The organism is Clostridium carnis (assembly GCF_054657435.1).
Genome location: NZ_BAAHYS010000001.1, coordinates 1,340,001 through 1,364,299, shown reverse-complemented (window position 1 = coordinate 1,364,299; position 24,299 = coordinate 1,340,001). Strand labels below are relative to the sequence as shown.

General features: G+C 28.3%; 26 protein-coding genes. 10 read left to right on the top strand and 16 right to left on the bottom strand.

What is annotated here, in order from left to right; genetic code table 11:
- Positions 1–9: 9 nt before the first annotated feature.
- The 4 genes from rpsF to ACYQ1T_RS06270 form a co-directional block, all read right to left on the bottom strand.
- Positions 10–297, bottom strand: a complete 288-nt coding sequence (gene rpsF / locus ACYQ1T_RS06285) for a 30S ribosomal protein S6 (RefSeq protein WP_459836472.1) — start codon at positions 295–297, stop codon at positions 10–12.
- 111 nt (positions 298–408) lie between these two features.
- Complete coding sequence (locus tag ACYQ1T_RS06280) at positions 409–591, bottom strand: DUF951 domain-containing protein (RefSeq protein WP_459833020.1); 183 nt, start codon at positions 589–591, stop codon at positions 409–411.
- A 36-nt stretch (positions 592–627) separates the two neighbouring features.
- Positions 628–1,500: a mechanosensitive ion channel family protein gene (locus ACYQ1T_RS06275; RefSeq protein WP_459833018.1), complete on the bottom strand. Its 873-nt coding sequence runs from the start codon at positions 1,498–1,500 to the stop codon at positions 628–630.
- A gap of 14 nt (positions 1,501–1,514) precedes the next feature.
- Positions 1,515–1,754, bottom strand: coding sequence for a putative Se/S carrier protein (locus tag ACYQ1T_RS06270; protein WP_459833016.1), 240 nt, complete (start codon positions 1,752–1,754; stop codon positions 1,515–1,517).
- Positions 1,755–1,957: 203 nt separating this feature from the next.
- Between ACYQ1T_RS06270 and ACYQ1T_RS06265 the strand changes: the two genes are divergently transcribed.
- The 3 genes from ACYQ1T_RS06265 (at position 1,958) to yyaC (ending at position 4,857) form a co-directional block, all read left to right on the top strand.
- Positions 1,958–3,115 carry an aminotransferase class V-fold PLP-dependent enzyme gene (locus ACYQ1T_RS06265; RefSeq protein ID WP_459833014.1) on the top strand — a complete coding sequence of 386 codons (1,158 nt, stop codon included), beginning with the start codon at positions 1,958–1,960 and terminating at the stop codon, positions 3,113–3,115.
- 5 nt (positions 3,116–3,120) lie between these two features.
- On the top strand, positions 3,121–4,194 hold the full coding sequence (gene ytvI / locus ACYQ1T_RS06260; RefSeq protein WP_459833012.1) for a sporulation integral membrane protein YtvI: 1,074 nt from the start codon (positions 3,121–3,123) through the stop codon (positions 4,192–4,194).
- A 66-nt stretch (positions 4,195–4,260) separates the two neighbouring features.
- A complete protein-coding gene (gene yyaC / locus ACYQ1T_RS06255) occupies positions 4,261–4,857 on the top strand; it encodes a spore protease YyaC (protein ID WP_459833010.1) in 597 nt (198 codons plus the stop codon).
- A 43-nt stretch (positions 4,858–4,900) separates the two neighbouring features.
- On the opposite strand, the gene ACYQ1T_RS06250 is transcribed toward yyaC, so the two are convergent.
- The 12 genes from ACYQ1T_RS06250 to rpmH form a co-directional block, all read right to left on the bottom strand.
- A complete protein-coding gene (locus ACYQ1T_RS06250; protein WP_459833008.1) occupies positions 4,901–5,398 on the bottom strand; it encodes a DUF4446 family protein in 498 nt (165 codons plus the stop codon).
- 101 nt (positions 5,399–5,499) lie between these two features.
- Positions 5,500–6,366: a ParB/RepB/Spo0J family partition protein gene (locus tag ACYQ1T_RS06245; protein WP_459833006.1), complete on the bottom strand. Its 867-nt coding sequence runs from the start codon at positions 6,364–6,366 to the stop codon at positions 5,500–5,502.
- Positions 6,367–7,134: a ParA family protein gene (locus tag ACYQ1T_RS06240; protein ID WP_459833004.1), complete on the bottom strand. Its 768-nt coding sequence runs from the start codon at positions 7,132–7,134 to the stop codon at positions 6,367–6,369.
- A 235-nt stretch (positions 7,135–7,369) separates the two neighbouring features.
- Positions 7,370–8,146 carry a nucleoid occlusion protein gene (noc, locus tag ACYQ1T_RS06235; protein ID WP_459833002.1) on the bottom strand — a complete coding sequence of 259 codons (777 nt, stop codon included), beginning with the start codon at positions 8,144–8,146 and terminating at the stop codon, positions 7,370–7,372.
- A 211-nt stretch (positions 8,147–8,357) separates the two neighbouring features.
- Positions 8,358–9,077 (bottom strand): 16S rRNA (guanine(527)-N(7))-methyltransferase RsmG, encoded by a 720-nt coding sequence (gene rsmG / locus ACYQ1T_RS06230; protein ID WP_459832999.1) that lies wholly within the window; start codon positions 9,075–9,077, stop codon positions 8,358–8,360.
- A 17-nt stretch (positions 9,078–9,094) separates the two neighbouring features.
- Positions 9,095–10,975 carry a tRNA uridine-5-carboxymethylaminomethyl(34) synthesis enzyme MnmG gene (gene mnmG, locus ACYQ1T_RS06225; protein WP_459832997.1) on the bottom strand — a complete coding sequence of 627 codons (1,881 nt, stop codon included), beginning with the start codon at positions 10,973–10,975 and terminating at the stop codon, positions 9,095–9,097.
- 13 nt (positions 10,976–10,988) lie between these two features.
- On the bottom strand, positions 10,989–12,368 hold the full coding sequence (gene mnmE / locus ACYQ1T_RS06220; RefSeq protein ID WP_459832994.1) for a tRNA uridine-5-carboxymethylaminomethyl(34) synthesis GTPase MnmE: 1,380 nt from the start codon (positions 12,366–12,368) through the stop codon (positions 10,989–10,991).
- 131 nt (positions 12,369–12,499) lie between these two features.
- Complete coding sequence (jag, locus tag ACYQ1T_RS06215; protein WP_459832992.1) at positions 12,500–13,126, bottom strand: RNA-binding cell elongation regulator Jag/EloR; 627 nt, start codon at positions 13,124–13,126, stop codon at positions 12,500–12,502.
- Positions 13,127–13,170: 44 nt separating this feature from the next.
- Positions 13,171–13,935, bottom strand: a complete 765-nt coding sequence (gene yidC, locus ACYQ1T_RS06210) for a membrane protein insertase YidC (protein ID WP_459832989.1) — start codon at positions 13,933–13,935, stop codon at positions 13,171–13,173.
- Positions 13,936–13,953: 18 nt separating this feature from the next.
- Positions 13,954–14,163, bottom strand: coding sequence for a membrane protein insertion efficiency factor YidD (gene yidD / locus ACYQ1T_RS06205; protein WP_459832987.1), 210 nt, complete (start codon positions 14,161–14,163; stop codon positions 13,954–13,956).
- Positions 14,163–14,513, bottom strand: coding sequence for a ribonuclease P protein component (rnpA, locus tag ACYQ1T_RS06200; RefSeq protein ID WP_459832985.1), 351 nt, complete (start codon positions 14,511–14,513; stop codon positions 14,163–14,165). The genes yidD and rnpA overlap by 1 nt, the downstream gene beginning before the upstream one ends.
- Before the next feature lie 61 nt (positions 14,514–14,574).
- Positions 14,575–14,709 carry a 50S ribosomal protein L34 gene (gene rpmH, locus ACYQ1T_RS06195; protein ID WP_459832982.1) on the bottom strand — a complete coding sequence of 45 codons (135 nt, stop codon included), beginning with the start codon at positions 14,707–14,709 and terminating at the stop codon, positions 14,575–14,577.
- Positions 14,710–15,249: 540 nt separating this feature from the next.
- On the opposite strand from rpmH, the gene dnaA reads away from it, so the two are divergent.
- The 7 genes from dnaA to gyrA all read left to right on the top strand — a co-directional run bounded on the left by dnaA (position 15,250) and on the right by gyrA (position 24,213).
- Positions 15,250–16,614, top strand: coding sequence for a chromosomal replication initiator protein DnaA (dnaA, locus tag ACYQ1T_RS06190; RefSeq protein WP_459832980.1), 1,365 nt, complete (start codon positions 15,250–15,252; stop codon positions 16,612–16,614).
- Positions 16,615–16,872: 258 nt separating this feature from the next.
- Positions 16,873–17,973: a DNA polymerase III subunit beta gene (gene dnaN, locus ACYQ1T_RS06185; RefSeq protein ID WP_459832977.1), complete on the top strand. Its 1,101-nt coding sequence runs from the start codon at positions 16,873–16,875 to the stop codon at positions 17,971–17,973.
- A gap of 46 nt (positions 17,974–18,019) precedes the next feature.
- Positions 18,020–18,226 (top strand): S4 domain-containing protein YaaA, encoded by a 207-nt coding sequence (gene yaaA / locus ACYQ1T_RS06180; protein ID WP_459836470.1) that lies wholly within the window; start codon positions 18,020–18,022, stop codon positions 18,224–18,226.
- An 80-nt stretch (positions 18,227–18,306) separates the two neighbouring features.
- Positions 18,307–19,392 carry a DNA replication/repair protein RecF gene (gene recF / locus ACYQ1T_RS06175; RefSeq protein WP_459832974.1) on the top strand — a complete coding sequence of 362 codons (1,086 nt, stop codon included), beginning with the start codon at positions 18,307–18,309 and terminating at the stop codon, positions 19,390–19,392.
- A gap of 13 nt (positions 19,393–19,405) precedes the next feature.
- Positions 19,406–19,666: an extracellular matrix regulator RemB gene (gene remB / locus ACYQ1T_RS06170; protein ID WP_459832972.1), complete on the top strand. Its 261-nt coding sequence runs from the start codon at positions 19,406–19,408 to the stop codon at positions 19,664–19,666.
- A gap of 59 nt (positions 19,667–19,725) precedes the next feature.
- Positions 19,726–21,642: a DNA topoisomerase (ATP-hydrolyzing) subunit B gene (gyrB, locus tag ACYQ1T_RS06165; protein WP_459832970.1), complete on the top strand. Its 1,917-nt coding sequence runs from the start codon at positions 19,726–19,728 to the stop codon at positions 21,640–21,642.
- A gap of 21 nt (positions 21,643–21,663) precedes the next feature.
- On the top strand, positions 21,664–24,213 hold the full coding sequence (gyrA, locus tag ACYQ1T_RS06160) for a DNA gyrase subunit A (RefSeq protein ID WP_459832967.1): 2,550 nt from the start codon (positions 21,664–21,666) through the stop codon (positions 24,211–24,213).
- Positions 24,214–24,299: the final 86 nt, after the last annotated feature.

The window sequence follows — 24,299 nt, the reverse complement described above, 5'->3', positions numbered from 1 at the left end:
TATCACCTCTTACGCTTCTTGTTTAACGATTATGTGTCTTACAACACCATCAGTAATTCTGAATATTCTGTCTAACTCTTTAGGTAGGTCAGAATCAGCATTGAAGTTGATTAACGTATAGAAACCTTCGTTAACTTTTGAAATTTCGTAAGCAAGCTTTCTTCTGCCCCAAACGTCAACATTTTCTATAGTTCCTCCACCATTTTCTATTACACCCTTAAACTTTTCGATGTTAGCTTTACAAGCTTCTTCATCTAATGATGGGTGTAGTATAAATATAGTTTCGTACTTTCTCATCATTTTCACCTCCTCCCCTCGGACCATGGCTGTGCTTTACACAGCAGGGATTACAATTTAATATTTTATCATTCGAAATTTTGTTTTGCAAGTTTTTTATTGAAATTACTATTAATTAACTATTTTTTTTGCATCTTTTTGGAATTTACTACGTGGAATCATTATTATTCTTCCACATTCAGTACATTTTATTTTGATATCTGCACCTACTCTAATTACCTCAAAATTTTTATTTCCACAAGGATGTTGCTTTTTCATCTCAACAATATCACCTAATTCAAAAGTTTCTATCATTTTTCTCCCTTTCTCCTTCTTATTCCCTTTTTTTAATTATTTGCTATTGATTAATTGAGTCTTTGGATATGGAATTTCGATTCCTTCTGCATCCAAAGCTTTTTTAATGTCTTTTCTTAGTTCTCTCTCCATTCTCCATTGAGTTAATGGCTTAGCTTTTCCTACCACTCTAATAGTTACTCCTGATGCATTTAAGGAGGTAACTCCTAAAACTTCTATCTTTCCTCTTATTTCATCTTCATTATTTCTTTCAAAAGCTTCGCATACTTTTCCTATTAAATCGATAGTTCTGTCTACACTTTCTTCATATGCTATTTCAACATCAACAATAAACCTTATATCTCCTCTTGAATGGTTTGTTACCTCTAATATAGAACCATTTGTTATAACATGTAAATCTCCTGTAAAATCTCTTAAGACTGTAGTTCTTATACCTATAGTTTCTACTATACCGCTATAAGATCCTATGGTAACATGATCTCCTACCCCATATTGATCCTCAAATAGTATAAAAAATCCGTTAATTAAATCCTTGACAAGACTTTGAGCTCCTATACCTATTACAAAGCCTCCAGCTCCAAGCATAGCTACTGATATATTAAGTGTACTTGTTATAATCCATCCTGCACCGGCTATATATACTAAATACTTTAAAGAACTTTTTAAAATTGCTCCAACAGTAAGAGCCTTTTGTTTATTCATTGAAAAACTTAATTTACTTTTAATTTGCTTTTCAACAAATTTATCTATGATCTTATCTCCTATCTTAATTATAAAATACATTAAAATTAAGATAGATATTATCTTTAGTCCTTTATCTAATACCTTTTCTAAATTTTCCCATTCTATTTGTACTTTGTATCCTCCATCTGTGGACGCAAGCTTAAAAAAAGCTAAGTAACTACCCATTTCTTTACCTCCACTTATATAACATTTTCATATCCCAATTCATTTTTTATAAATATATTTTTATATTCTATTAATTTATCTTCTATTATTTTACTTATGTATTCTTTTTTTTCTATTCTTACACACAACCCACAACTTTGAGTTATTACAGTAGGTGTAGGCATCATTTTAAATTCTACTTCTTGCATCTTTAATACCTTTTCTGCTGTCATTGCATCTAAAGTATTTTTAAATACTATAATGTAATATTTCATTTTTCCTCCTAAAATAATTGTAATTTTAATAATACTAATTATAGTATATATATTTTAATTTTTAAATAGTAATATAATTTAGATATTTGGTATATTTTTTGTATATTTAATTGCAATATTTTATAATTAAAATAATATAAATCTATAATTATATTATTTTTTTATCATTTATATAATTATTAATAATATAAAAGGAGTATAAAATGAATATATATTTAGACAATGCAAGTACTACTTTTCCAAAGCCTAAAAAAGTTATAGATGAAATGTACAACTTTTTATTAAATATAGGTGGTAATGCCAATCGCTCTAATCATAATAATGCCTTAGAAACTAATCGTATTCTCTTTGAAGCTAGAAGCTTATTATGTGATTTTTTTAATTTTAACACTATGGAAAATGTTATATTTACTAATAATGTAACTACATCTTTAAATATGCTTCTTTTAGGGAGCTTATCTTACGGTGACCATGTAATAACATCATCAATGGAACATAATTCTGTAATTAGACCTCTTTATCATTTAAAGGAAACTAAAAATATAACATTAGACATAGTTAAAGCTAATGAGTATGGATTTGTATCTCCAAATGATATTTTAAAATCAATAAAACCAAATACTAAATTAGTTGTTTTGACTCAAGCATCAAATGTTTGTGGAAGTATACAACCAATAAAAGAAATAGGTAAAATATGTAAAGATAATGATATTTTCTTTATTCTCGATACAGCTCAAGGAGCAGGAGTTCTAAAAACTGATTTTAAAGAATTAAATTTAAGTGCATTAGCCTTTACTGGACATAAAGGCTTATTTGGCCCTCAAGGTATTGGTGGTTTTATAATAGATAATAAATTTAATGAAATCTGCTATCCAACTATACTTGGTGGAACTGGGAGTTCATCTCACTCCTTTACTCAACCTGATTTTCTTCCTGATAAATTTGAATCTGGAACATTAAATATGCCAGGAATTGTAGGTTTATCAGAAGGTATAAAGTTTATTAACAATGAGGGGTTATCTACTATTTATGAGCATAACAACTCACTTTATAAATATTTCATAAATGAACTTTTAAATATTAAAAATATTACTTATTATGGGGATATTACTGGAATTAAGTCTACTACTTGTAGCTCTTTTAATATTGATGGTATTGAAACTTCCGAACTGTCCTATATTTTAGATTCTGAATTCGGTATTAAAAATAGATCTGGTTTGCATTGTTCTCCATTAGCTCACCAAACACTAGGAAGTTATCCAACTGGTAGTGTTCGATTAAGTTTAGGTTATTTTACCACTAAAGATGAAATAAATTATGTTTTAAGTTCTATAAATAAAATTAGTACTCTAAGGAGGTAAATACTTTGGACAATGAAATTGATAGCTTACAAGATAAAATTACAAAAACTGTTTTGTTTTTTGTAATTTATACATTTATCTTTATATTTTTTGTAAGTACAATAAAATTCACATTCCCCTTTGTTATAGCAATGATATTTGCTTTAATTCTAAGGATACCAACCAAATATCTAATGAAAAAACTTAAATTAAGCTCTTGGCTTTCTTCATTAATTTCTACAATAATATTTTTTACTATTTTTATAGTTATTGCAGTAGTTGGATTAGCATCTCTAACAGGAGAGTTAATATCATTAACAAAAAGCCTTCAAGAACTTGTTACTAATAACTCATCATCATATTTTAGTGAGCTAGGCTTATTTTTCGAAACAATATTGAAGAAAATAAATCTTGACCCATCTGTATGGGATACTATAACTACTACATTTAATCAATCTATAAATAAATTTTTATCCGTTGGTGTTGATGGATTTAAGTCATTACTATCTATAATACTTTCGTTTTTTGGATATGTACCTTATATAGGTATGACAATAGCTTTTACTATATTATCAACCTATTTTTTTACTGAAAGTTTATGTAGAGAAAATTCATCTAATTTTATTTATATATTAAATAAAACCAACAAAAAAATTTCTCATGCTATTAAACATGGTAAAAAAATGTTGTTAAACTATATTTCAGCATATATGTTTTTAATCTTTGTTAGTATGTTTATAACATTTATTGGTTTTTCAATATTTAATATTGATTATGCGTTATTACTTAGTATTCTATCTGGACTTTTAGATTTATTACCTATAGTAGGAATGGCATGCGTATATATTCCATTAGCAATATACTTTTTCTTTAATGGAAATATATTTGTTTCAGTAGGATTAATAATTTTATATATACTAGTTTCTGTAACAAGACAGCTTTTAGAACCTAAAATTATGAGCTCTTCTCTAGGTATAAGTCCTATTGCAACATTAGTATCAATATTTGTAGGACTTCAACTGGATGGACTTAGAGGAATGATATTTTGTATTTTCATGGTTATCTCTTACAAAGTGTTAAAAACTGTAGAAATTATATAATTTAATATTTAGTTTTGAATATCAGCCTCCTTTATTGTCAATAATTTCAATAAAGGAGGTTATTTTATGAGTGAAATTTTTTCAGTTGATTCAACACTTCCTAATTCATATATAGAAATTAGGGATTTCTTATGTAATAAACTTAATGATTTAATTAAAAGTAATAAAGATATTGTTTTTCTTTGCATAGGTTCTGATAGATCTACTGGTGACTCCTTAGGACCACTAGTTGGCTATAAGTTAAATTTTATATCTAGAAATAATATTCATATTTATGGTTCATTAGAGAATCCTATACATTCACAGAACTTGTCTCAATTTATAGATAAAATATATTCTAATTTTAAAGATCCATATGTTATTGCAATAGATGCTTGCTTAGGAAAATTAAATACTATTGGCAAAGTATTTATACAAGAAAAACCAATTAAGCCTGGTTTAGCAATGAATAAGAATTTACCATCAGTCGGTGATCTTAGTATAACAGGAATAGTAAATATAAGTGGTAACTTTGAGTTTTTAGTACTTCAAAACACCAAACTTCATACAGTTATGTCATTAGCAGACTGTATATCAAAAGGTATTTATCATTTTATTTTAAAATCACTAGATAATAATCCAAAGTATTTTAATAACACATTAGATACCATTAATTGCCTCTAATAAATAAAAGAGAGTAACTTAAAATAAAAAGTTACTCTCTTTTCTATTTGTTAATTGCTTCATTAAGGACATGTATTTCTTCTTCAGATAAATCATATCTTGATATACCTTTATCTATCGGTTTTGCATATGTAGTACTTTCTTGTCTTGCATATATTCCAGTTAATATTATCCCATCATTATATGAGTCTAAAATTGCTATTGAAAAACTTAAATCACTTCCAACATCTGAAAATGCCTTATATCTCATAATTGCGACTTTATTTACACAACCTTTTATTTCTTCCTTGATTACTTTACACTCATTTAAAGCTTCATTAGAATTATTTAATGCATTATCAATTTCATCTAATTTAGTGTTAATTAGTTCTTCTAAATTTTTACCGTTTATACCTCTCATCATTCTTCTATATTTTGCTTCTAATTTATTTACTGACTTAATTAATACTATTACTATTATAAATAATAATATAGTAATTATAAATAATCCTATCACAATAAATGAAGAATATTCATTTATCATATTTAATACATTTTCCACTTAAATGCTCCTTCCTAGAGAATAAAATAATCATTTTACTTATTAAAATGTTTCACGTGAAACATAAAATAAAAAGTTAAAATGTTTCACGTGAAACATTTTTATAAGTTTATGATTTCTAATATTCTTTGTAAATCTTCATCTGAATAGTATTCTATTTCTATCTTACCTTTATTATTTTTGTTGCTTATATTAACTTTTGTACCAAAGTAATTTTGTAATCTTTCGGTAACATCCTTATAATATGGATTGTTTTCTCTTTGTCTAGTTTCTATTTGCTTTTCATTATTAAGAGTTTTTATTAATTTTTCTAGTTCTCTTACTGATAACTTTTCATCAATTACCTTTTGTGCAATTTCACATTGAAGTTTTTCATCTGATATTGCTAATAAAACCCTTCCGTGACCTTCTGAAATAACGCCATCAATTAAATATTGTTTTACTGTATCACATAAGTTAACTAGTCTAATAGTATTTGTTATAGTTACTCTTGATTTACCAATCCTCTTACTTAGCTCCTCTTGAGTTAAATCAAATTCATTTAATAATCTCTTATAAGCTATAGCCTCTTCAATAGGATTTAAATCTTGTCTTTGAATATTTTCAATCAACGAAATTTCTAACACTTCTTTTTCTGTAAGATCCATAACTATAGCCGGAATTTCCTTTAAAGATAATAACTTAGCAGCTCTCCATCTTCTCTCCCCAGCAACTATAATATAGTTTTTCCCTTGTTTTCTAAGTAGAATAGGTTGTACTATTCCATGTTCCTTAATTGATTGAGCTAATTCTGCTATCTTTTCATTATCGAAAGCCTTTCTTGGTTGCTCATTATTACTCTTAATAAGATTTATATCTATATTTAAATTATTTGTTATTGATTCCTCTTTTTTTATATTAATATCTTTATTAACTTCATCTGGAATCAAAGCTCCAAGACCTTTTCCTAATGCAAATTTTTTACTCATCTATTCACCCTGCCTACTTAAAAATTCTTTAGTTAACGATCTATAGGCTTCTGCACCTTTACACTTTTCATCATACAGCATAATTGGTAATCCAAAACTTGGTGCTTCGGCTAACCTTATATTTCTTGAAATAGTAGTTTTAAATACTTTTTCATTAAAGAAGTTTTTAACCTCTTCAAAAACTTCATTGCTTAAGTTAGTTCTATAATCATACATTGTCATAATAACACCTTCAATTTCCAAGTCTTTATTTAAAGACTTTTTAACTAACTTAATTGTATTCATTAGTTGCCCTACACCCTCTAATGCATAGAATTCGCATTGTATCGGTATTAATACCGATTGAACTGAAGTTAATGCATTTATTGTAAGTACCCCTAATGATGGTGGACAGTCAATAAATATAAAATCATATTCATCTTCAATTTCTTTTATTTTATTCATTAGAATAGTTTCTCTATTTTCTTTTCCTATTACTTCTACTTCTGCTCCTGCAAGTTCCATTGTTGACGGAGCAATAAATAAATTTTGAACAAGTTCGCTTTTTAATATAACATCGTTTAATGATGCATCTGAAGTTAATACATCATACATAGATAGTTCAAGATTTCTTTTGTCTAATCCTAAACCACTAGTAGTGTTTCCTTGAGGATCTATATCTATAGTTAGTACCTTATAACCTTCCATTGCTAAATATGCACATAGATTAATATTAGTGGTAGTCTTTCCCACCCCACCTTTTTGATTAAAAACGCAAATTTTTTTCATAAGAAAGCTCTAACCTTTTAGAGCTACACCCCCTTCCTATATTATTATTATATATAGTTTTACTTCATATTAAAAGATTAACATAATAAAAAAGTATGTAATATTACTCTTTAATTGAAATTTTTTTCTTAAATAGAAAAATCCATGATTATAAGAAGTAATTCTTAATAACCATGGACTTTTTATATTAAAGCAAAATGTCTATATAACATCTTAATCTCTTTAATTTTTAATATTATTTTTTAGGAATAGACACTGTTATTTGAATACAATCATCAGCATCCTTAAATTTATATTCTGCTGGAATATTAAATTTATCAAAAACCTGTTTTATAGTATTTACATATAATTTTGCTGGAAAAACACTTTTTACTTTTTTCTTTGTTTTATCATTTAACTCTTCTCCAGCTAATTTTAAAAGTTCTTTATTTATAAGTTCTTCAGTTCCCTTTACATTTAAAGAATTTTTTACAACCTTCTCAACAACTTTCAATTGTAATTCAACCGTTGGTAATGATAATAATGCTCTAGCATGTCTTTCTGTTAATTTGCTATCAACACAAATTTTTCTTACTTTATCATCTAACTTTAGTAGTCTTAACTTATTAGCTATTGTAGATTGTTTTTTACCCATTCTTTTAGCTAATTCATCTTGTGTAAATTTATGATCATGTATAAGATTATAATACGCCTCTGCTTCTTCCATAAAATTTAAATCTTCTCTTTGTAAATTTTCTAAAAGTGCTATTTCAGCAGATTGTGTATCTGTTATTTCTATAATGTTACATGGTACTATATCTAATTCAGCTAATCTAGCTGCTCTCCATCTTCTTTCTCCAGCTACTAGTTCGAAACCTTCACCTCTTTTTCTTACTGTAATTGGTTGTATAATTCCATGCTCCTTTATTGATTGAGATAATTCCATCAACGCTTCTTCATTAAAAAATTTCCTCGGTTGATATGTATTAGGAAAAATCCTATCAACATTAATATTTGTAATTTCTCTATTCATATGCACCCAACCATCCCTCATTATTATAAATCACCATTTTATTCCATGATTTAACAATTCTATTTTTTTCTCTAAATTCCTTTTTATTATGCCTTAAATCGTAATACAAATTAGCTATAAAAATATCATATATTTACAAATGCTATTCAATATTTATATTATATTGTATTTATCGACTGCTAAATATGACCTTTATTGTAGAATTTATATACTATTTTATTGGATTTTTATTTACAGTTCCCGCTTTTCTCGGATATACTTTGGAACACGCCTTAATTTTCTTTACTTCAACTACATTATGTCTTAAATCAGTATCTTCTATCTCAATAGATATAACACCTTTAAATTCTCCACCAAGTGTTTTTATTGCATTATTAGCCCCTTTTAATTCTTCATCTACCGCTGGGCCCTTTAAAGCAACAAAATATCCCCCTACTTTAACATAAGGCATACAAAACTCTGATAATACAGCCATATTTGCTACTGCTCTTGAAGTTGCCACATCAAATTTTTCTCTTAATTCTTTATTTCTTGCCCCATCCTCTGCTCTTGAGTGAATTGTAGTTACATTTTTCAATCCTAATTCTCTAACAACAGTGTTTAAAAAATTAATTCTTTTATTTAATGAATCTAATAATGTTACTTTTACATTAGGATTCATTATTGCAATTGGTAATCCTGGAAATCCAGCCCCTGTTCCAACATCAATTATAGTTTTTGCATTTCTTATAGCTTCAGATTTAAATGCCTTTATACAGTCTATAAAATGCTTTTTTACTACTTCTTCATCTTCTGTTATTGCAGTTAGATTTATTTTTTCATTCCATTCTTGAACCAACCTCATATATTTAATGAATTGGTTATATTGATTTTCTGAAATATCTTGTCCTGCATCTAATGCTGCTTCTTTCATTAATTCAAAAAATTCCATGTTTGCCTCCGTAAAAATTACTCTTTATTCTTGTATTGATGTTCTAAGTATATTAGTAGTACGGATATATCTGCTGGTGATACACCAGATATTCTTGATGCCTGACCAATACTTAATGGTTTTATATTAGTTAATTTTTGTATTGCCTCTATTCTTAATCCTTTTATTTCTTTATAATCTATACCTTCAGGTATTAATTTTTTCTCAAATTTTCTAAATTGATTAACTTGTTCTAATTGACTTTCTATATATCCTTCATACTTAGCAACTATATTAATTTGTTCTCCAACATTATCAGGATATTCTGGTCTTTCTGGATCTAATTCTGATAGACTGAAATAATCTACTTCTGGACGTTTTATTAACTCATAAAATTTAATAGGCTTTTTCAATTCAGCTGATCCTAACGATAATAAATATTCATTTATTTCTTTTTTGTTAGTTATTTGTAAATCCTTTAATCTTTTTATTTCATTTTCAATATCTTCTTTTCTTTTAATAAATTTATTATATCGTTCCTCTGTAACTAATCCAGCATTATATCCTATTTCTGTTAATCTAAAATCTGCATTATCTTGTCTTAATAACAATCTATATTCCGCTCTAGATGTCATCATTCTATAAGGCTCATTAGTTCCCTTTGTAACTAAGTCATCTATTAATACACCTATATATCCATCTGAACGTGTAAGTATCATTGGATCTCTTCCTTTAAGCTTTAAGGCCGCATTAATTCCTGCTACAATTCCTTGTCCTGCAGCTTCCTCATATCCTGAACTACCATTTAATTGTCCCGCACCATAAAGCCCTTCAATATTTTTAAACTCTAATGATGGTTTTAATTGAGTTGGATCAATTGAATCATATTCTATTGCATAAGCAGTTCTCATTATCTCTACATTTTCTAAGCCTGCTACAGTTTTTAACATTTTTATTTGAACATCTTCTGGTAAAGATGATGATATTCCACCTAGATACATTTCTAATGTATCTTCACCTTCTGGTTCAACAAATATTTGATGTCTACTCTTATCTGGAAATCTCATTACTTTATCTTCTATAGATGGACAATACCTAGGTCCTACACCTTCTATTACTCCATTATACATAGGTGATCTCCCTATGTTTTCTTGTATAATTTTGTGAGTTTCTTCACTTGTATAAGTAAGCCAACAAGGTACTTGCTCTCTTTCTATATTTTCGCTCATAAATGAAAATGGAACTATCTTTTCATCACCCGGTTGTTCAATCATTTTTGAAAAATCTACTGATTTCATATTGATTCTAGCTGGTGTACCAGTTTTAAATCGTCTAAGAGAAATTCCTAAATCAATTAATGATTGAGATAGCTCATTAGCTGCTGCCAATCCATTAGGACCACTATTATATGTAACATCTCCAATTATAATTCTAGCCCTTAAATAAGTTCCTGTAGTAAGTATTACTGCTTTACACTCAAAGAAAGCGCCATTTTTAGTAAGCACTCCTGATATTTTACCTTCTTTAACTTCAATATCTATAACTTCTAATTGTCTTATACTTAAGTTATCTTGTTTTTCTAATACACTTTTCATTCTTGATTGATATTTCTTTTTATCCGCTTGTGCTCTTAGTGAATGCACTGCTGGTCCCTTTGATGTATTAAGCATTCTTGATTGAATATAAGTATTATCAATATTAATACCCATTTCTCCACCTAATGCATCTATTTCTCTAACAAGATGCCCCTTAGCGGTTCCCCCTATATTAGGGTTACAAGGCATCATTGCTATTGAATCAAGATTAGTAGTACATATTAATGTTTTTAATCCCATCCTAGCTGTTGCAAGGGCTGCCTCACAACCTGCATGACCTGCTCCAACAACAACTACGTCATATTCTCCTGCTGTATATTTCATTATTTTATTTCTCCTACTTTCCACAACAAAATTCTCTAAATATTTTATTAACTAAATCCTCTTCTAATTCAGAGCCTGTGATTTCTCCTAGTGCCTTTAGCCCTGAAGTAACATATATAGAAATTAAATCTAAAAACTCATTATTTTTCACACGAATAAGAGCATTTTCTGAATTTTCTTTAGCTCTTATTAGTGCTTGCTTATGTCTTGAATTAGATATTATTAAACTTTCACTATCTATTTTACCATTAAAGAACATATTTTTTATCTCATTTTTTAATCCATCTATTCCAAGTTCTTCTTTGGCTGAAATTTTAATTATATTTTCAAAAGAATTTATTAAATTTTCATCTAGCTTAGTTTCTAAATCAATTTTATTTAAAAGAACTATTGTTTTTTTATTTTCTATAGCAGAAATTATTTCTTTATCCTCTTCGTCTAAATTTCTAGATGAATCTAAAACTAAAAGTACTAAATCTGACTCTTTTATTTTTTCTTTAGATTTTTCTACACCAATTTTTTCAACAATATCCTCAGTCTCTCTTATTCCTGCAGTATCTATTATCTTTACTGGAATACCATCTAAATTTATATATTCTTCAATTACATCTCTAGTTGTACCTGCAATATCAGTAACTATAGCTCTTTTCTCTCTTAATAATGTATTTAAAAGAGATGATTTCCCTACATTAGGCTTACCAACTATGGCTAAACTTAAACCATCTCTTATTATTTTCCCCTCATCTGCACTTTTTAATAACCTATTCATTTCATATACGGCTTTATCTAAGCTTTCTGCTACTCTTATAGGTATAGTTGGGTCTACTTCCTCATCATCTTCAGTAAAGTCAACAGCATACTCTATTAAAGCTAATACATTTAATAAATATTCTCTTAACTTATTTATTTCCTGGGAAAGTACCCCTGTGCTTTGCATTAAAGCTGATTTCATAGCCAAGTCAGTTTTAGCAGTTATTAAATCCATCACTGCTTCTGCCTGTGATAAATCTATCCTGCCATTTAAAAATGCCCTTTTAGTAAATTCTCCTGGTTCAGCTAGTCTTGCTCCAGCTTTTAATACAGTTTCTAAAACTTTATTAGTTGATGTTACTCCACCATGACAATTAATTTCTACTGTATCCTCAGCTGTAAAACTTTTTGGGCCTTTCATATAACTTATTATAACTTCGTCTACTAACTCTTTAGTATCTAAAGAAACAATATGCCCATATTTCATAGTATAAGATTTCATAGCCTTTATATCTGTTCCGCTCTTAGCCTTAAAAACCTTTGAAACAATTTCTAGGGCTTTATCCCCTGAAACTCTTATTATAGCAATACCACCTTCACCTATAGCCGTTGCTATAGCACAAATCGTATCAAATTCTTTCATTCTATATTCCTCCTTAGAGTTTCCTCCTATCTATTAGTATAACCCATTTTAACTAATATTCATTTTACAAAACTATTTAAATTTAGTCAAAAATTCGTTAAATAAAAAGAAAGCCTATTTAAGGCTTCCTTTTACTTATTTCTAATATCTACAACTATTCTTCTATGTGGTTCTTCACCTTCACTAAAAGTATAAACATATTCATTATCTTGTAGTGCTGAGTGAATAACTCTTCTTTCATATGGGTTCATTGGCTCAAGTCTATAAGCTCTTCTAGTTTTTCTAACTTTATAAGCTGTCTTTTCAGCAACTCTTATCAAAGTTTCTTCTCTTTTTTTTCTATAATTTTCAGTATCTAGAACAACTTTTTTATATGATATATCATGACCCTTATTAACAACTAAAGATACTAAGTATTGAAGAGAATCTAAAGTTTCCCCCCTATAGCCTATTATTAAACCCATTTTAGGACCAGTAAGATTTATGTTTATAATATCATTTTCTTCCTTTATCCTTATTTCAGCTTTAACTCCCATAGAATCAAGAACACTTCTTAAAAAAGTCTTTCCCTCTTGTAGATAATCTCTTTTAACCTTAACTAATACTTTAGCAGGCTTAGATCCTATAAGATTTAGAAATCCCTTAGAACCTTCTTCGATTACCTCTACTTCAATTTTATCTTTTGTAACATTTAATTGCTTTAAGGCATTTTGTACAGCTTCATCTACTGTTTTGCCTGTCATTTCTAATATTTTCATACCCTATTCACCCACCTATAAATACTATTTATAATAGTATTTCTTTATTTTCTCTTTTTAGTTTTTGGTGTTGCTTTTTTAACATTATCAATGATCTTTTGACCATCTATAACTGCTTTTTCTTCTTCTCTCTTCTTAGCTGGTAAATAATTTAAGAAATATGTTTGAGCTAATTGTATAACTCCACCTATTATCCAGTATATAACTAATATTGAACTGAAATTAATAGCCATAATACCCATCATACCAGCCATCATTAAGTTCATAGTCTTCATATTCATAGGACTATCTTCACTTTGTGGCATTGACTTACTAAGTAATAAACTTGGTATATAAGTGCTTAAAAATGCCATTATCGGTAATATCATATAAGTATCTTTATTAAATACATTTGATATCCATAAGAATGATGGATCAGCAACAGCGGATTTATCAATATTCATAAATACATAATATAAAGCAAATAGTATTGGAAGAGGTAGTAATGTTGGTAAACAACCTCCAAACATACTAACTTTATTTTCTTTCATACATTTGGAATATTCCATTTGCATCTTTTGTGGATCATTTGCATACTTTTTTTGTATAGCTTTTAGTTCCGGTTGAATTTCTTGTAATCTTGCATTTGATCTTGTTGATTTAATATTTAATGGTAGTATAAGTAATCTTATTATTACTGTAAAAACAAGTATTGCTAATACATAAGATACACCACTTGGTTGCATATTAAATACCTCAAGTATAAAATTATGCAGACCATTAAATATTACAGTTAAAAAGTCTGTTATTGGTGATAAAAAGTTCATCATATTTTGCGCCTAGCCTCCTTATTTAACAGGGTCATATCCACCTTTAGAAAATGGATTACACCTCAAAATACGTTTAATTGCTAAAAAACCACCTTTTAAAGCTCCATATTTATTAATTGCCTCTATTGCATATTGTGAGCAAGTTGGAACATATATACAGCATGGTGGTCTCATTGGTGAAATATATTTTCTATATAAATCTATAATTTTTAGCATTATTTTCTTCATTATTTATATAATCCTGCCTTTGAAAAAAGTTTTTTCATAGCTTCCTCAACCTCTTGATAGCTTTTTCCTTTCATTGAAGTTCTTGCTATAAAAATAAAGTCATAGCCCTCTTTCAAATTTTCACAATTCAATCTATAGCTCTCACTAATCAATCGTTTACTTCTACTTCGAACTACACTATTACCTACTTTTTTACTTACAGAAATCCCTACCTTATTATAAGGATGTCCTTTTTCATCTCTATTTGTTCTATTGTTATAAATGTATAAAACTAAAAGGCCATTTGCTAATGACTTTCCTCTTCTATACACAACTCTAAACTCATTATTTTTTCTTAATCTATATACCATTAGAAATTTAATACTCCTTTTTTTCCTGCAGTTGCAGAAAAAAGGCCACTAATTGCGGCCCTTATGCTGTTAATTTTTTTCTACCTTTTTGTCTTCTTCTCTTAAGAACGTTTCTTCCTGCTAAAGAACTCATTCTTTTTCTGAATCCATGTTCTCTTTTTCTTTGTTTCTTTTTTGGTTGGTATGTCATGAACATTTCACTACACCCCCTTTAAAATATTTATTTATATAGTAGTAACTATACTATTCGAGTATTTTAAATTTACTTTATTATTATATATATATCGTGATTTTATGTCAATACGCTATAATTTCCAATTTTATGTTGATAACATAAAAATATTCACATAGTTTTTGTGGATAACTTCTTGAACACTGTATTTAACTTATGTTATTATTAATATTGAGTGTGAATAAAATTGTGCATAACAAAAGTTATCCACATCTGTGGATAAAATTGTGCATAACTTGTTTATTCTTTCTTGAAAACTTATTCTTATATGCTTATTATTAGCAAAAATAATACTTTTATACACTGTTAATAATGTTTAAAATTGTACATAATTATATTGTGGATAACTTTAAGTAGTTATATGTGTCAACATAATTATTAACATGTGCATAACTTTTATGCTTATTACTAACATACTTACATACCTGTTAATAATTATGTTGATATATTGTGATTAACTTGTTATTATATTATTTCAAAATTTATTTTTATGGAGGATATACAATGGATACTGAGCTAAAATCCTTATGGGAAAAAACATTAAATATAATCAAAGGTGAAATGAGTGAAGTTAGCTTTAATACATGGATAAAGAGTTGCGAACCGATTTCTATATCTTCCAATACTATAAAGATTAGTGTTCCTAATTCATTTACTCAGGATATTTTAGAAAAGAGATATAAAGACTTAGTTGTAAATTCAATAGAAGCAGCTTGTTCTAAATTATATTCTGTAGAATTTTTAATAGCATCTGATCTTTTAGAAGCTGAAGAAAAGGAAAAAGAAGACCACCAAAAGCTAAAAATTAATGATAAAACTTCAGTTATTGTAAATGATGAAATGTCTAGTACATTAAATCCTAAATATACATTTGATTCTTTTGTCATTGGTAATAGTAATAGATTTGCTCATGCGGCATCATTAGCTGTTGCTGAATCACCAGCAAAAGCTTATAATCCTTTATTTATTTATGGAGGAGTTGGACTTGGAAAAACGCATTTAATGCATGCAATTGGTCATTATGTGCTTCAAAATAATACAAATGCTAAGGTTGTTTATGTATCTTCTGAAAAATTTACAAATGAATTAATAAATGCAATTAAAGATGATAAAAATGAAGAGTTTAGAAATAAGTATAGAAATGTAGATATACTTTTAATTGACGATATTCAATTTATTGCTGGAAAAGAAAGAACTCAAGAAGAGTTTTTCCATACTTTTAATGAATTACATGATGCTAATAAACAAATAATCTTATCATCCGATAGACCACCAAAAGAAATTCCAACATTAGAAGATAGACTTCGTTCTAGATTCGAATGGGGGTTAATTGCGGATATTCAGGCTCCGGATTTTGAAACTAGAATGGCTATTTTAAAGAAAAAGGCTGATGTAGAAAAACTTAATGTGGCTAATGAAGTTATGGTTTATATAGCTACAAAAATTAAATCAAATATAAGGGAATTAGAAGGTGCTTTAATAAGAATAGTTGCTTATTCATCATTAACAAATAAACCTATAACTGTAGAATTAGCCAGTGAAGCATTAAAGGATATAATATCTAATAAGCAAAATAAAAATATTACTATAGATGTAATACAAGATGTTGTTTCTGGATATTTTAATTTAAGAATTGAGGATTTAAAATCTCAAAGAAGAACTAGAAATGTAGCCTATCCAAGACAAATAGCTATGTATTTAAGCAGAAAATTAACAGATATGTCTTTGCCTAAAATTGGTGAAGAATTTGGTGGTAGAGACCATACAACTGTAATCCATGCTTATGAAAAAATTTCTGATAGTTTAAATACTGATGAAAGTCTACAACACACAGTAAATGATATAACAAAGAAGCTAACTCAAAATTAATCAACAACTGTACATAACTTTATTGAATTTATTGTGGATAACTAAGAAAAATTTCATTACCTGTTAATACTGTGGATAAGATGTATATTTTTTGCTGTACTTATCCACAATATTTTTTTATAAAAAACCTAGTGTTTTTGAGGGCTAAGAGTACTTATCAACATTTCCACAGCCCCTACTACTATTATTATTAAATATTATCTATATATTATCTTATTTAATAAGAAATCTACTGTGCATAAATAAGGAGGTATTTTTATGATTTTTATATGTGAAAAACAAAAACTACAAGAAGGAATTTCAATAGCGACTAAAGCTATAACTGGAAAAACTACTATGCCTATACTAGAGGGTATTTATATAAATGCTACTAAATCAGGTTTAACTTTAATAGGATCTGATATGGACGTATCTATAGAAACTAAAGTTAAAGCAGATGTATTAGAAGAAGGTATGCTAGTTATTGATTCAAAGATATTTAGTGAAATTATAAGAAAGTTGCCTAACTCAGATGTTAAAATAGAAACTTTAGAAAATGACATAATTCAAATAACTTGTGAAAAGTCAGTTTTTAACTTAGTTTATATGAATGGTGATGATTATCCTGCATTACCAACTATAAATGAGGATTTAAACGTAGAAGTTCCTCAAAATATATTAAAGAATATGATTAAAGGTACATCTTTTGCAATAGCTCAAGATGAAACTAGACCTATATTACAAGGTATTTTATTTGAGGTTAAAAATAAAAAATTAAATTTAGTAGCCTTAGATGGATACAGATTAGCAGTTAGAAGTGAATTTTTAGATAATGAAAATGATATAGAAGTTGTTATTCCTGGTAAAACATTAAATGAAGTATCAAAAATACTTGAAGATATTTCAGATATAGTAAAAATAACTTTTACCAATAACCATATATTATTTAATTTGAATGAAACAAAAATAATTTCAAGACTACTTGATGGTAAATTTGTAAATTATGAATCTTTATTACCACAAGAATACAAAATATTAGTGGATGTTAAGAAGCAAGAATTACAAAGTTGTATTGAAAGAGCGTCTTTAATGGCTAAAGATGGAAATAGCAATCTTATTAAATTAGATGTCCAAGAAGACACTTTAGTTATTACTTCCAATTCTCAATTGGGAAAAGTGAGAGAGGAATTATCTATAGTATTGCAAGGTGAAGGGGTTCAAATTGCATTTAATTCAAGATATCTTTTAGATGTTCTTAAAAATATGGAAGATGATGAAGTTGTTATGGAAATGAGTTCAAGTGTAAGTCCATGTGTAATAAAGTGTAAAAATATGGATAATTCTAAATATCTAGTACTACCAGTAAGATTAATAAGATAGGAGGAGTATGCATAAAAAGTGTAAAAATATGCATGCAATTGGTAAAATGCAAGAGGTTAAAATAAATACAGAGTTTATAAAATTAGATTCTTTTTTAAAATGGTGTGGAGTTGCATCTTTAGGATCGGAAGCTAAAATCTATATTTTAGATGAAATGGTAACTGTTAATGGAGAAATTTGTACTCAAAGAGGAAAAAAGATAAGAGTTGGAGATATAGTTGAATTTGAAGGTGAGAAATATAAAGTTATATAACAATTTTATAGGATTACTTAAATATTTTCTTAAATTACTTTTTATTCCTCTAATATGTTATAATTAAAATAGGTGTTAAAATGTATATTAAAAGACTTCAAATGTTAAATTATAGAAACTATAGAGCTTTAGATATAAACTTGGGAAAATATGTAAATGTATTTATGGGGAATAATGCACAGGGTAAAACTAATGTATTAGAAGCTATGTATTATTGTGCTTTTGCCAAATCACATAAGACATCTAGAGACAAAGAATTAATAAATTGGAACTCTGAAAATGCATATATTAGTTTAACTGTAGGGAAGGATCGGTTAGATAAGAGAATTGATATAAATATTTTAAAAGATGGACGAAAAGCTATAATGATAAATAAGATTAAGGTGAGTAAAATAGGAGAACTATTTGGCAACTTTAATGTTGTGATGTTTTCACCAGAAGATCTTAAAATTATTAAAGATTCACCAGGAGTAAGAAGAAGATTTATAGATATGGAGCTCTGTCAATTAGATTCAAGATATTATTATAATCTAGTTCAATATAATAAAATTTTGAATGAACGGAACGCTGTTTTGAAAAATAGAAAAATTGATGAAGAAATTTTAGAAATTTATGATATGCAATTAGTAAATTATGGGTATCATATAATTATAGACAGAATTAAATATATGGATAAACTAAATCTTTATGGAAAAGATATACATAACGATATATCATCAGGAAAAGAAGATATAGAATTTAAATATACCAGTACTGTAAAAGACTTTAATAATATACAAGATAATTTTTATAAACTTTTAAAAAGAAATAGAAAAAAGGATATGGAAAAAGGTATAACTAGTATCGGACCACATAGAGACGATTTTTTAGTCTTAATAAATGGTGTTGATACTAAAAGTTTTGGATCTCAGGGTCAACAAAGAACTGCAGTATTAACAATTAAATTTGCATCTTTGAAGATAATCAAAGAGATAACATCAGAATACCCTGTTTTATTATTAGATGATGTGTTGTCAGAATTGGATTTTAGTAGAAAAAGGTATATCCTTAGCACCATTGGAGAGATTCAAACAGTAATAACCTGTACAGGGATAGAGGACTTAACTGATTATTTAGATGAAAACTCTAAGGTTTTTAAGGTTAAAGATGGAGAAATCCTAAATTAAGGGAGGAATTCTTATGTTTTTACATTTAGGAGAAAATGTAGTTGTACCAGTTAAAGATGTAATTGGAATTTTTGACTTGCAAACAACTATGTATAGTTCAGATACTAGTGCATTTTTAAGAATGGCAGAGGAAGATGGGTTCGTAGAGAGAATTTCGAAAGAAAAACCAAAATCATTTGTTATTGCTGAGGTTAACAAGATGAGTAAGGTTTATTTATCACCTATATCATCATCAACTTTAACAAAGAGAACAAATATCGATTATAATCCATAAATCCAATGTTAAAACCTTCATTGAGATTATAATGCAAAATATTATTTTAGGAGGAGCTTATGTTGGAAGAAAACAAGCAAAGTTATGATGAGAGTCAGATTCAGGTTTTAGAAGGACTAGAAGCTGTTAGAAAAAGACCTGGAATGTATATAGGAAGTACAAGTTCTAGAGGATTACATCATTTAGTTTATGAGATAGTTGATAATAGTATAGATGAGGCTCTAGCAGGATTTTGTGAAAATATAGAAGTAACAATAAATGAAGATAATTCAATAACTGTAATTGATGATGGTAGAGGTATGCCAACAGGTATACACCCTAAAATGGGAAAATCAACAGTAGAGGTTATTATGACAGTACTTCATGCCGGTGGAAAATTTGGAGGGGGAGGATACAAGGTATCTGGTGGATTACATGGTGTTGGTGCATCTGTAGTTAATGCTCTTTCAGAGTGGTGTGAAGTTACTGTAAAAAGAGAAGGAAGTATATGGAGACAAAAGTATTCAAGAGGAGCAGTACTTTCAGATTTAATTAAAATCGGGGACTCTGATGATCATGGAACCCAAGTAAAATTTAAACCAGATACCGAAATATTCGAAGAAATAGAATATGATTTTTATATTTTATCACATAGATTAAGAGAATTAGCATTTTTAAATAAGGGTATTTGTATAACATTAATAGATAAAAGAGAAGATGAAGAAAAAGAAGAGATATATTTGTATGAAGGTGGTATAAAAGAATTTGTATCATACCTAAATAGAAATAAAGAGGTTTTACATCCAACCCCAATATATGTAGAGGGTGAAAAGGATGGAATAATTGCGGAAATAGCACTTCAATATAATGATGGATATACAGAAAATCTTTATTCATTTGCAAATAATATAGACACAATAGAGGGTGGAACACACTTAGCAGGATTTAAAACAGCTCTAACAAGAATTATAAATGATTATGCAAAGAAATTTGGTCATATCAAAGAAAATGATAAAAATCTTTCAGGAGACGATATTAGAGAAGGATTAACTGCAGTAGTATCTGTAAAAATTTCAGAACCTCAATTTGAAGGTCAAACTAAAACTAAATTAGGTAACTCAGAGGTAAGAGGAGTAGTTGATTCTATACTAGGAGAAGGGGTTGGAATATTCTTAGAGGAAAATCCTAATGTAGGAAAAATAGTAATAGAAAAAGCATTAATGGCGGCAAGAGCAAGAGATGCTGCAAGAAAAGCTAGGGAATTAACTAGAAAATCAGTTCTTGAACGTTCATCATTACCAGGTAAGTTAGCGGATTGCTCATCAAAGGATCCAATGGAGTGTGAAATTTATATAGTCGAAGGAGATTCAGCTGGAGGTTCAGCTAAGCAAGGAAGAGATAGAAAATTCCAAGCTATATTACCTTTAAGAGGTAAGATAATTAATGTTGAAAAGCAAAGACTTGATAAAATACTAAATTCCGATTCTATTAGATCAATGGTTACAGCTTTTGGTGCTGGAATTGGTAAAGACTTTGACTTAGATAAAATAAGATATAACAGAATAATAATAATGACAGATGCCGATGTTGATGGTGCACATATCAGAACATTACTATTAACATTCTTCTATAGATATATGAGAGAGATGTTAGAAAAAGGTCATGTTTATATAGCTCAACCACCATTGTATCAAGTAAAGAAAAATAAAAAAGAATATTATGCTTATTCAGATGCTGAACTTGAAAAGACATTAATTGAAATAGGTGGAAAAGATAATTCTACTAATATTCAAAGATATAAAGGTCTTGGTGAAATGAATGCAACACAATTATGGGATACAACAATGGATCCAGAGAAGAGAGTGTTATTAAGAGCTACAATTGAGGATGCTATAGCAGCAGACGAAATATTCACTATATTAATGGGTGATAAAGTAGAGCCAAGAAGAGATTTTATTACAAAGAATGCTAAAAAAGTAAGTAACTTAGATGTTTAGTACTAAAACGAGGTGAAGTACATGAGTTTAAACGAGGGAAAAGTTATACCTGTAGATATAAATAAAGAAATGAAAAAATGCTATATAGATTATGCTATGAGTGTTATAGTAGGTCGTGCATTACCTGATGTTAGAGATGGATTAAAGCCAGTTCATAGAAGAATATTATTTTCTATGCAAGAACTTGGCTTAGCTCCTGAAAAAGGTTATAGAAAATGTGCAAGAATAGTAGGGGAAGTTTTAGGTAAATATCACCCACATGGTGATTCTTCAGTTTATGATGCATTAGTTAGAATGGCACAAGACTTCTCAATGAGATATATGCTAGTAGATGGCCATGGAAACTTTGGTTCTGTAGATGGAGATAGTGCAGCTGCAATGAGATATACAGAAGCAAAAATGAATAAAATAGCAAGTGAAATGTTAAGAGACATAAATAAAGATACTGTTAATTTTATTCCAAACTTTGATGGTGAAGAAAAAGAACCAGATGTATTACCATCAAGATATCCTAACCTTTTAGTTAATGGATCATCAGGAATAGCTGTTGGTATGGCAACTAATATTCCACCACATAATTTAGGTGAAGTTATTGATGGAACAATAATGCTTATAGATAATCCAGAAACTAATATTTTAGAATTAATGACAGTAATTAAAGGACCAGATTTCCCAACTGGTGGTACTATAATGGGGAAGGCTGGAATTAGAGCTGCTTATGAAACTGGAAAAGGAAGAGTAGTAGTAAGAGCTAAGGCTGAAATAGAAGAAGAGAATGGAAGACATAAAATAATAGTTACAGAAATACCTTATCAAGTAAATAAAGCTAAACTAATAGAAACAATAGCTGACTTAGTTAAAGATAAGAAAATAGTTGGTATATCAGATTTAAGAGATGAATCTGATAGAGAAGGTATGAGAATTGTTATAGAACTTAAAAGAGATGCTAATCCTACAGTAGTTTTAAATATGCTATATAAGCATACTAAAATGCAAGATACTTTTGGGGTTATAATGCTGGCATTAGTTAATAATGAACCGCAAGTATTGAATATTAAACAAGTTTTAAATCATTATATAACATTCCAAAAAGAAGTTGTAACTAGAAGAACTATTTTTGAATTAAATAAGGCTGAAGCAAGAGCACACATTCTAGAAGGATTAAGAATAGCACTTGATAATATTGATGAAGTTATTAGTATTATTAGAAGTTCAAAAACTAGTGAAATAGCTAAAAATACATTAATAGAAAGATTTGCATTAAGTGAAAAACAAGCTCAAGCAATCCTTGAAATGAGACTTAGAAGACTTACAGGATTAGAAAGAGATAAGATAGAAGAAGAATATGCCGATCTTATGAAATTAATAGAATACTTAAACTCAATACTTGCCAGTGAAGAAAAGCTTCTAAGCGTTATAAAAGAAGAATTATTAGAAATAAAAGCTAGATATGGTGATAGTAGAAGAAGTAATATAGAAAAAATAGTAAATGAAATAGATATTGAGGATCTTATACAAGAAGAAGAGGTTGTTGTTACATTAACACATTCAGGATATATAAAGAGAATATCAGCTGATACTTATTCCGCTCAAAGAAGAGGGGGTAGAGGTATTCAGGCAATGTCAACTAAGGAAGATGATTTTGTAGAACATGTTAATATAACATCAACACATTCAGATGTACTATTCTTCACTAACAGAGGTAGAGTATATAAATTAAGGGCATATGAAATACCAGATGCAGGAAGAACAGCAAAGGGAACTAATATAATTAATTTAATAGCTATAGAACAAGATGAAAGAATAGAAACTGTACTAACAGTTAGAGATAATGTAAATGAAGGATTCTTATTTATGGGAACAAAGCAAGGTTTAGTTAAGAAGACTCCTTTATCAGAATTTAAGAATCTAAGGAAGAATGGATTAATAGCTATTAACTTAAGAGATGGAGATGAGCTTCTTAAGGTTAAGGTTACACGTGGAGATGCTGATATTATAATAGCAACCCAAGATGGTAATGCAATTAAGTTTAATGAACAAGATGTAAGACCAATGGGAAGAACTGCTTCAGGAGTTAGATCTATAAACTTAAGAAAAGATGATATAGCTGTATGCATGGATATAGCTGTAGAAGGTGAAGATTTATTAGTTATTAGCGAAAATGGATTTGGTAAGAGAACACCAGTTACAGAATATAAGAGACAAAAAAGAGGCGGAACAGGTCTGATAACTTATAAGATATCAGAAAAGACTGGTAAGCTTATAGGAGCTACAGTATGTAAGGTAGACGATGAATTAATGCTTATAAACACAAGTGGTGTAGCAATAAGAATAAATGTAGCAGATATATCAGTAACAAGTAGATCAGCAATGGGTGTTACACTTATGAGAACTGGAGAAGAGGAAAAAGTTGTAGCAATAGCTAAAATAACAGGAACTGAAGAAGAAAAAGAAGAACAGCTAGGCTTAGATGAAGAAAACAATATTGAAGTTAATGAAGAAAAATACAATGAAGAGATTATAGATACTAGTTTAGAAAGATTATTAGAAGAAACAGATAGTGAAGAATAATTAGAGAGTCGTTTATATTAAACTAAAATTTAAGTTTAATATAAACGACTTATTTTTTATAAAAATTAATGTTTTAAATAAAAAAT

What these genes read in the sequence shown, in the direction of transcription:
- rpsF (WP_459836472.1), bottom strand. Translation starts at nt 297, where the DNA reads ATGAGAAAGTACGAAACTATATTTATACTACACCCATCATTAGATGAA.
- ACYQ1T_RS06280 (WP_459833020.1), bottom strand. Translation starts at nt 591, where the DNA reads ATGATAGAAACTTTTGAATTAGGTGATATTGTTGAGATGAAAAAGCAA.
- ACYQ1T_RS06275 (WP_459833018.1), bottom strand. Translation starts at nt 1,500, where the DNA reads ATGGGTAGTTACTTAGCTTTTTTTAAGCTTGCGTCCACAGATGGAGGA.
- ACYQ1T_RS06270 (WP_459833016.1), bottom strand. Translation starts at nt 1,754, where the DNA reads ATGAAATATTACATTATAGTATTTAAAAATACTTTAGATGCAATGACA.
- ACYQ1T_RS06265 (WP_459833014.1), top strand. Translation starts at nt 1,958, where the DNA reads ATGAATATATATTTAGACAATGCAAGTACTACTTTTCCAAAGCCTAAA.
- yyaC (WP_459833010.1), top strand. Translation starts at nt 4,261, where the DNA reads ATGAGTGAAATTTTTTCAGTTGATTCAACACTTCCTAATTCATATATA.
- ACYQ1T_RS06245 (WP_459833006.1), bottom strand. Translation starts at nt 6,366, where the DNA reads ATGAGTAAAAAATTTGCATTAGGAAAAGGTCTTGGAGCTTTGATTCCA.
- ACYQ1T_RS06240 (WP_459833004.1), bottom strand. Translation starts at nt 7,134, where the DNA reads ATGAAAAAAATTTGCGTTTTTAATCAAAAAGGTGGGGTGGGAAAGACT.
- noc (WP_459833002.1), bottom strand. Translation starts at nt 8,146, where the DNA reads ATGAATAGAGAAATTACAAATATTAATGTTGATAGGATTTTTCCTAAT.
- rsmG (WP_459832999.1), bottom strand. Translation starts at nt 9,077, where the DNA reads ATGGAATTTTTTGAATTAATGAAAGAAGCAGCATTAGATGCAGGACAA.
- mnmG (WP_459832997.1), bottom strand. Translation starts at nt 10,975, where the DNA reads ATGAAATATACAGCAGGAGAATATGACGTAGTTGTTGTTGGAGCAGGT.
- mnmE (WP_459832994.1), bottom strand. Translation starts at nt 12,368, where the DNA reads ATGAAAGAATTTGATACGATTTGTGCTATAGCAACGGCTATAGGTGAA.
- jag (WP_459832992.1), bottom strand. Translation starts at nt 13,126, where the DNA reads ATGAAAATATTAGAAATGACAGGCAAAACAGTAGATGAAGCTGTACAA.
- yidC (WP_459832989.1), bottom strand. Translation starts at nt 13,935, where the DNA reads ATGATGAACTTTTTATCACCAATAACAGACTTTTTAACTGTAATATTT.
- yidD (WP_459832987.1), bottom strand. Translation starts at nt 14,163, where the DNA reads ATGAAGAAAATAATGCTAAAAATTATAGATTTATATAGAAAATATATT.
- rnpA (WP_459832985.1), bottom strand. Translation starts at nt 14,513, where the DNA reads ATGGTATATAGATTAAGAAAAAATAATGAGTTTAGAGTTGTGTATAGA.
- rpmH (WP_459832982.1), bottom strand. Translation starts at nt 14,709, where the DNA reads ATGTTCATGACATACCAACCAAAAAAGAAACAAAGAAAAAGAGAACAT.
- dnaA (WP_459832980.1), top strand. Translation starts at nt 15,250, where the DNA reads ATGGATACTGAGCTAAAATCCTTATGGGAAAAAACATTAAATATAATC.
- dnaN (WP_459832977.1), top strand. Translation starts at nt 16,873, where the DNA reads ATGATTTTTATATGTGAAAAACAAAAACTACAAGAAGGAATTTCAATA.
- yaaA (WP_459836470.1), top strand. Translation starts at nt 18,020, where the DNA reads ATGCAAGAGGTTAAAATAAATACAGAGTTTATAAAATTAGATTCTTTT.
- recF (WP_459832974.1), top strand. Translation starts at nt 18,307, where the DNA reads ATGTATATTAAAAGACTTCAAATGTTAAATTATAGAAACTATAGAGCT.
- remB (WP_459832972.1), top strand. Translation starts at nt 19,406, where the DNA reads ATGTTTTTACATTTAGGAGAAAATGTAGTTGTACCAGTTAAAGATGTA.
- gyrB (WP_459832970.1), top strand. Translation starts at nt 19,726, where the DNA reads ATGTTGGAAGAAAACAAGCAAAGTTATGATGAGAGTCAGATTCAGGTT.
- gyrA (WP_459832967.1), top strand. Translation starts at nt 21,664, where the DNA reads ATGAGTTTAAACGAGGGAAAAGTTATACCTGTAGATATAAATAAAGAA.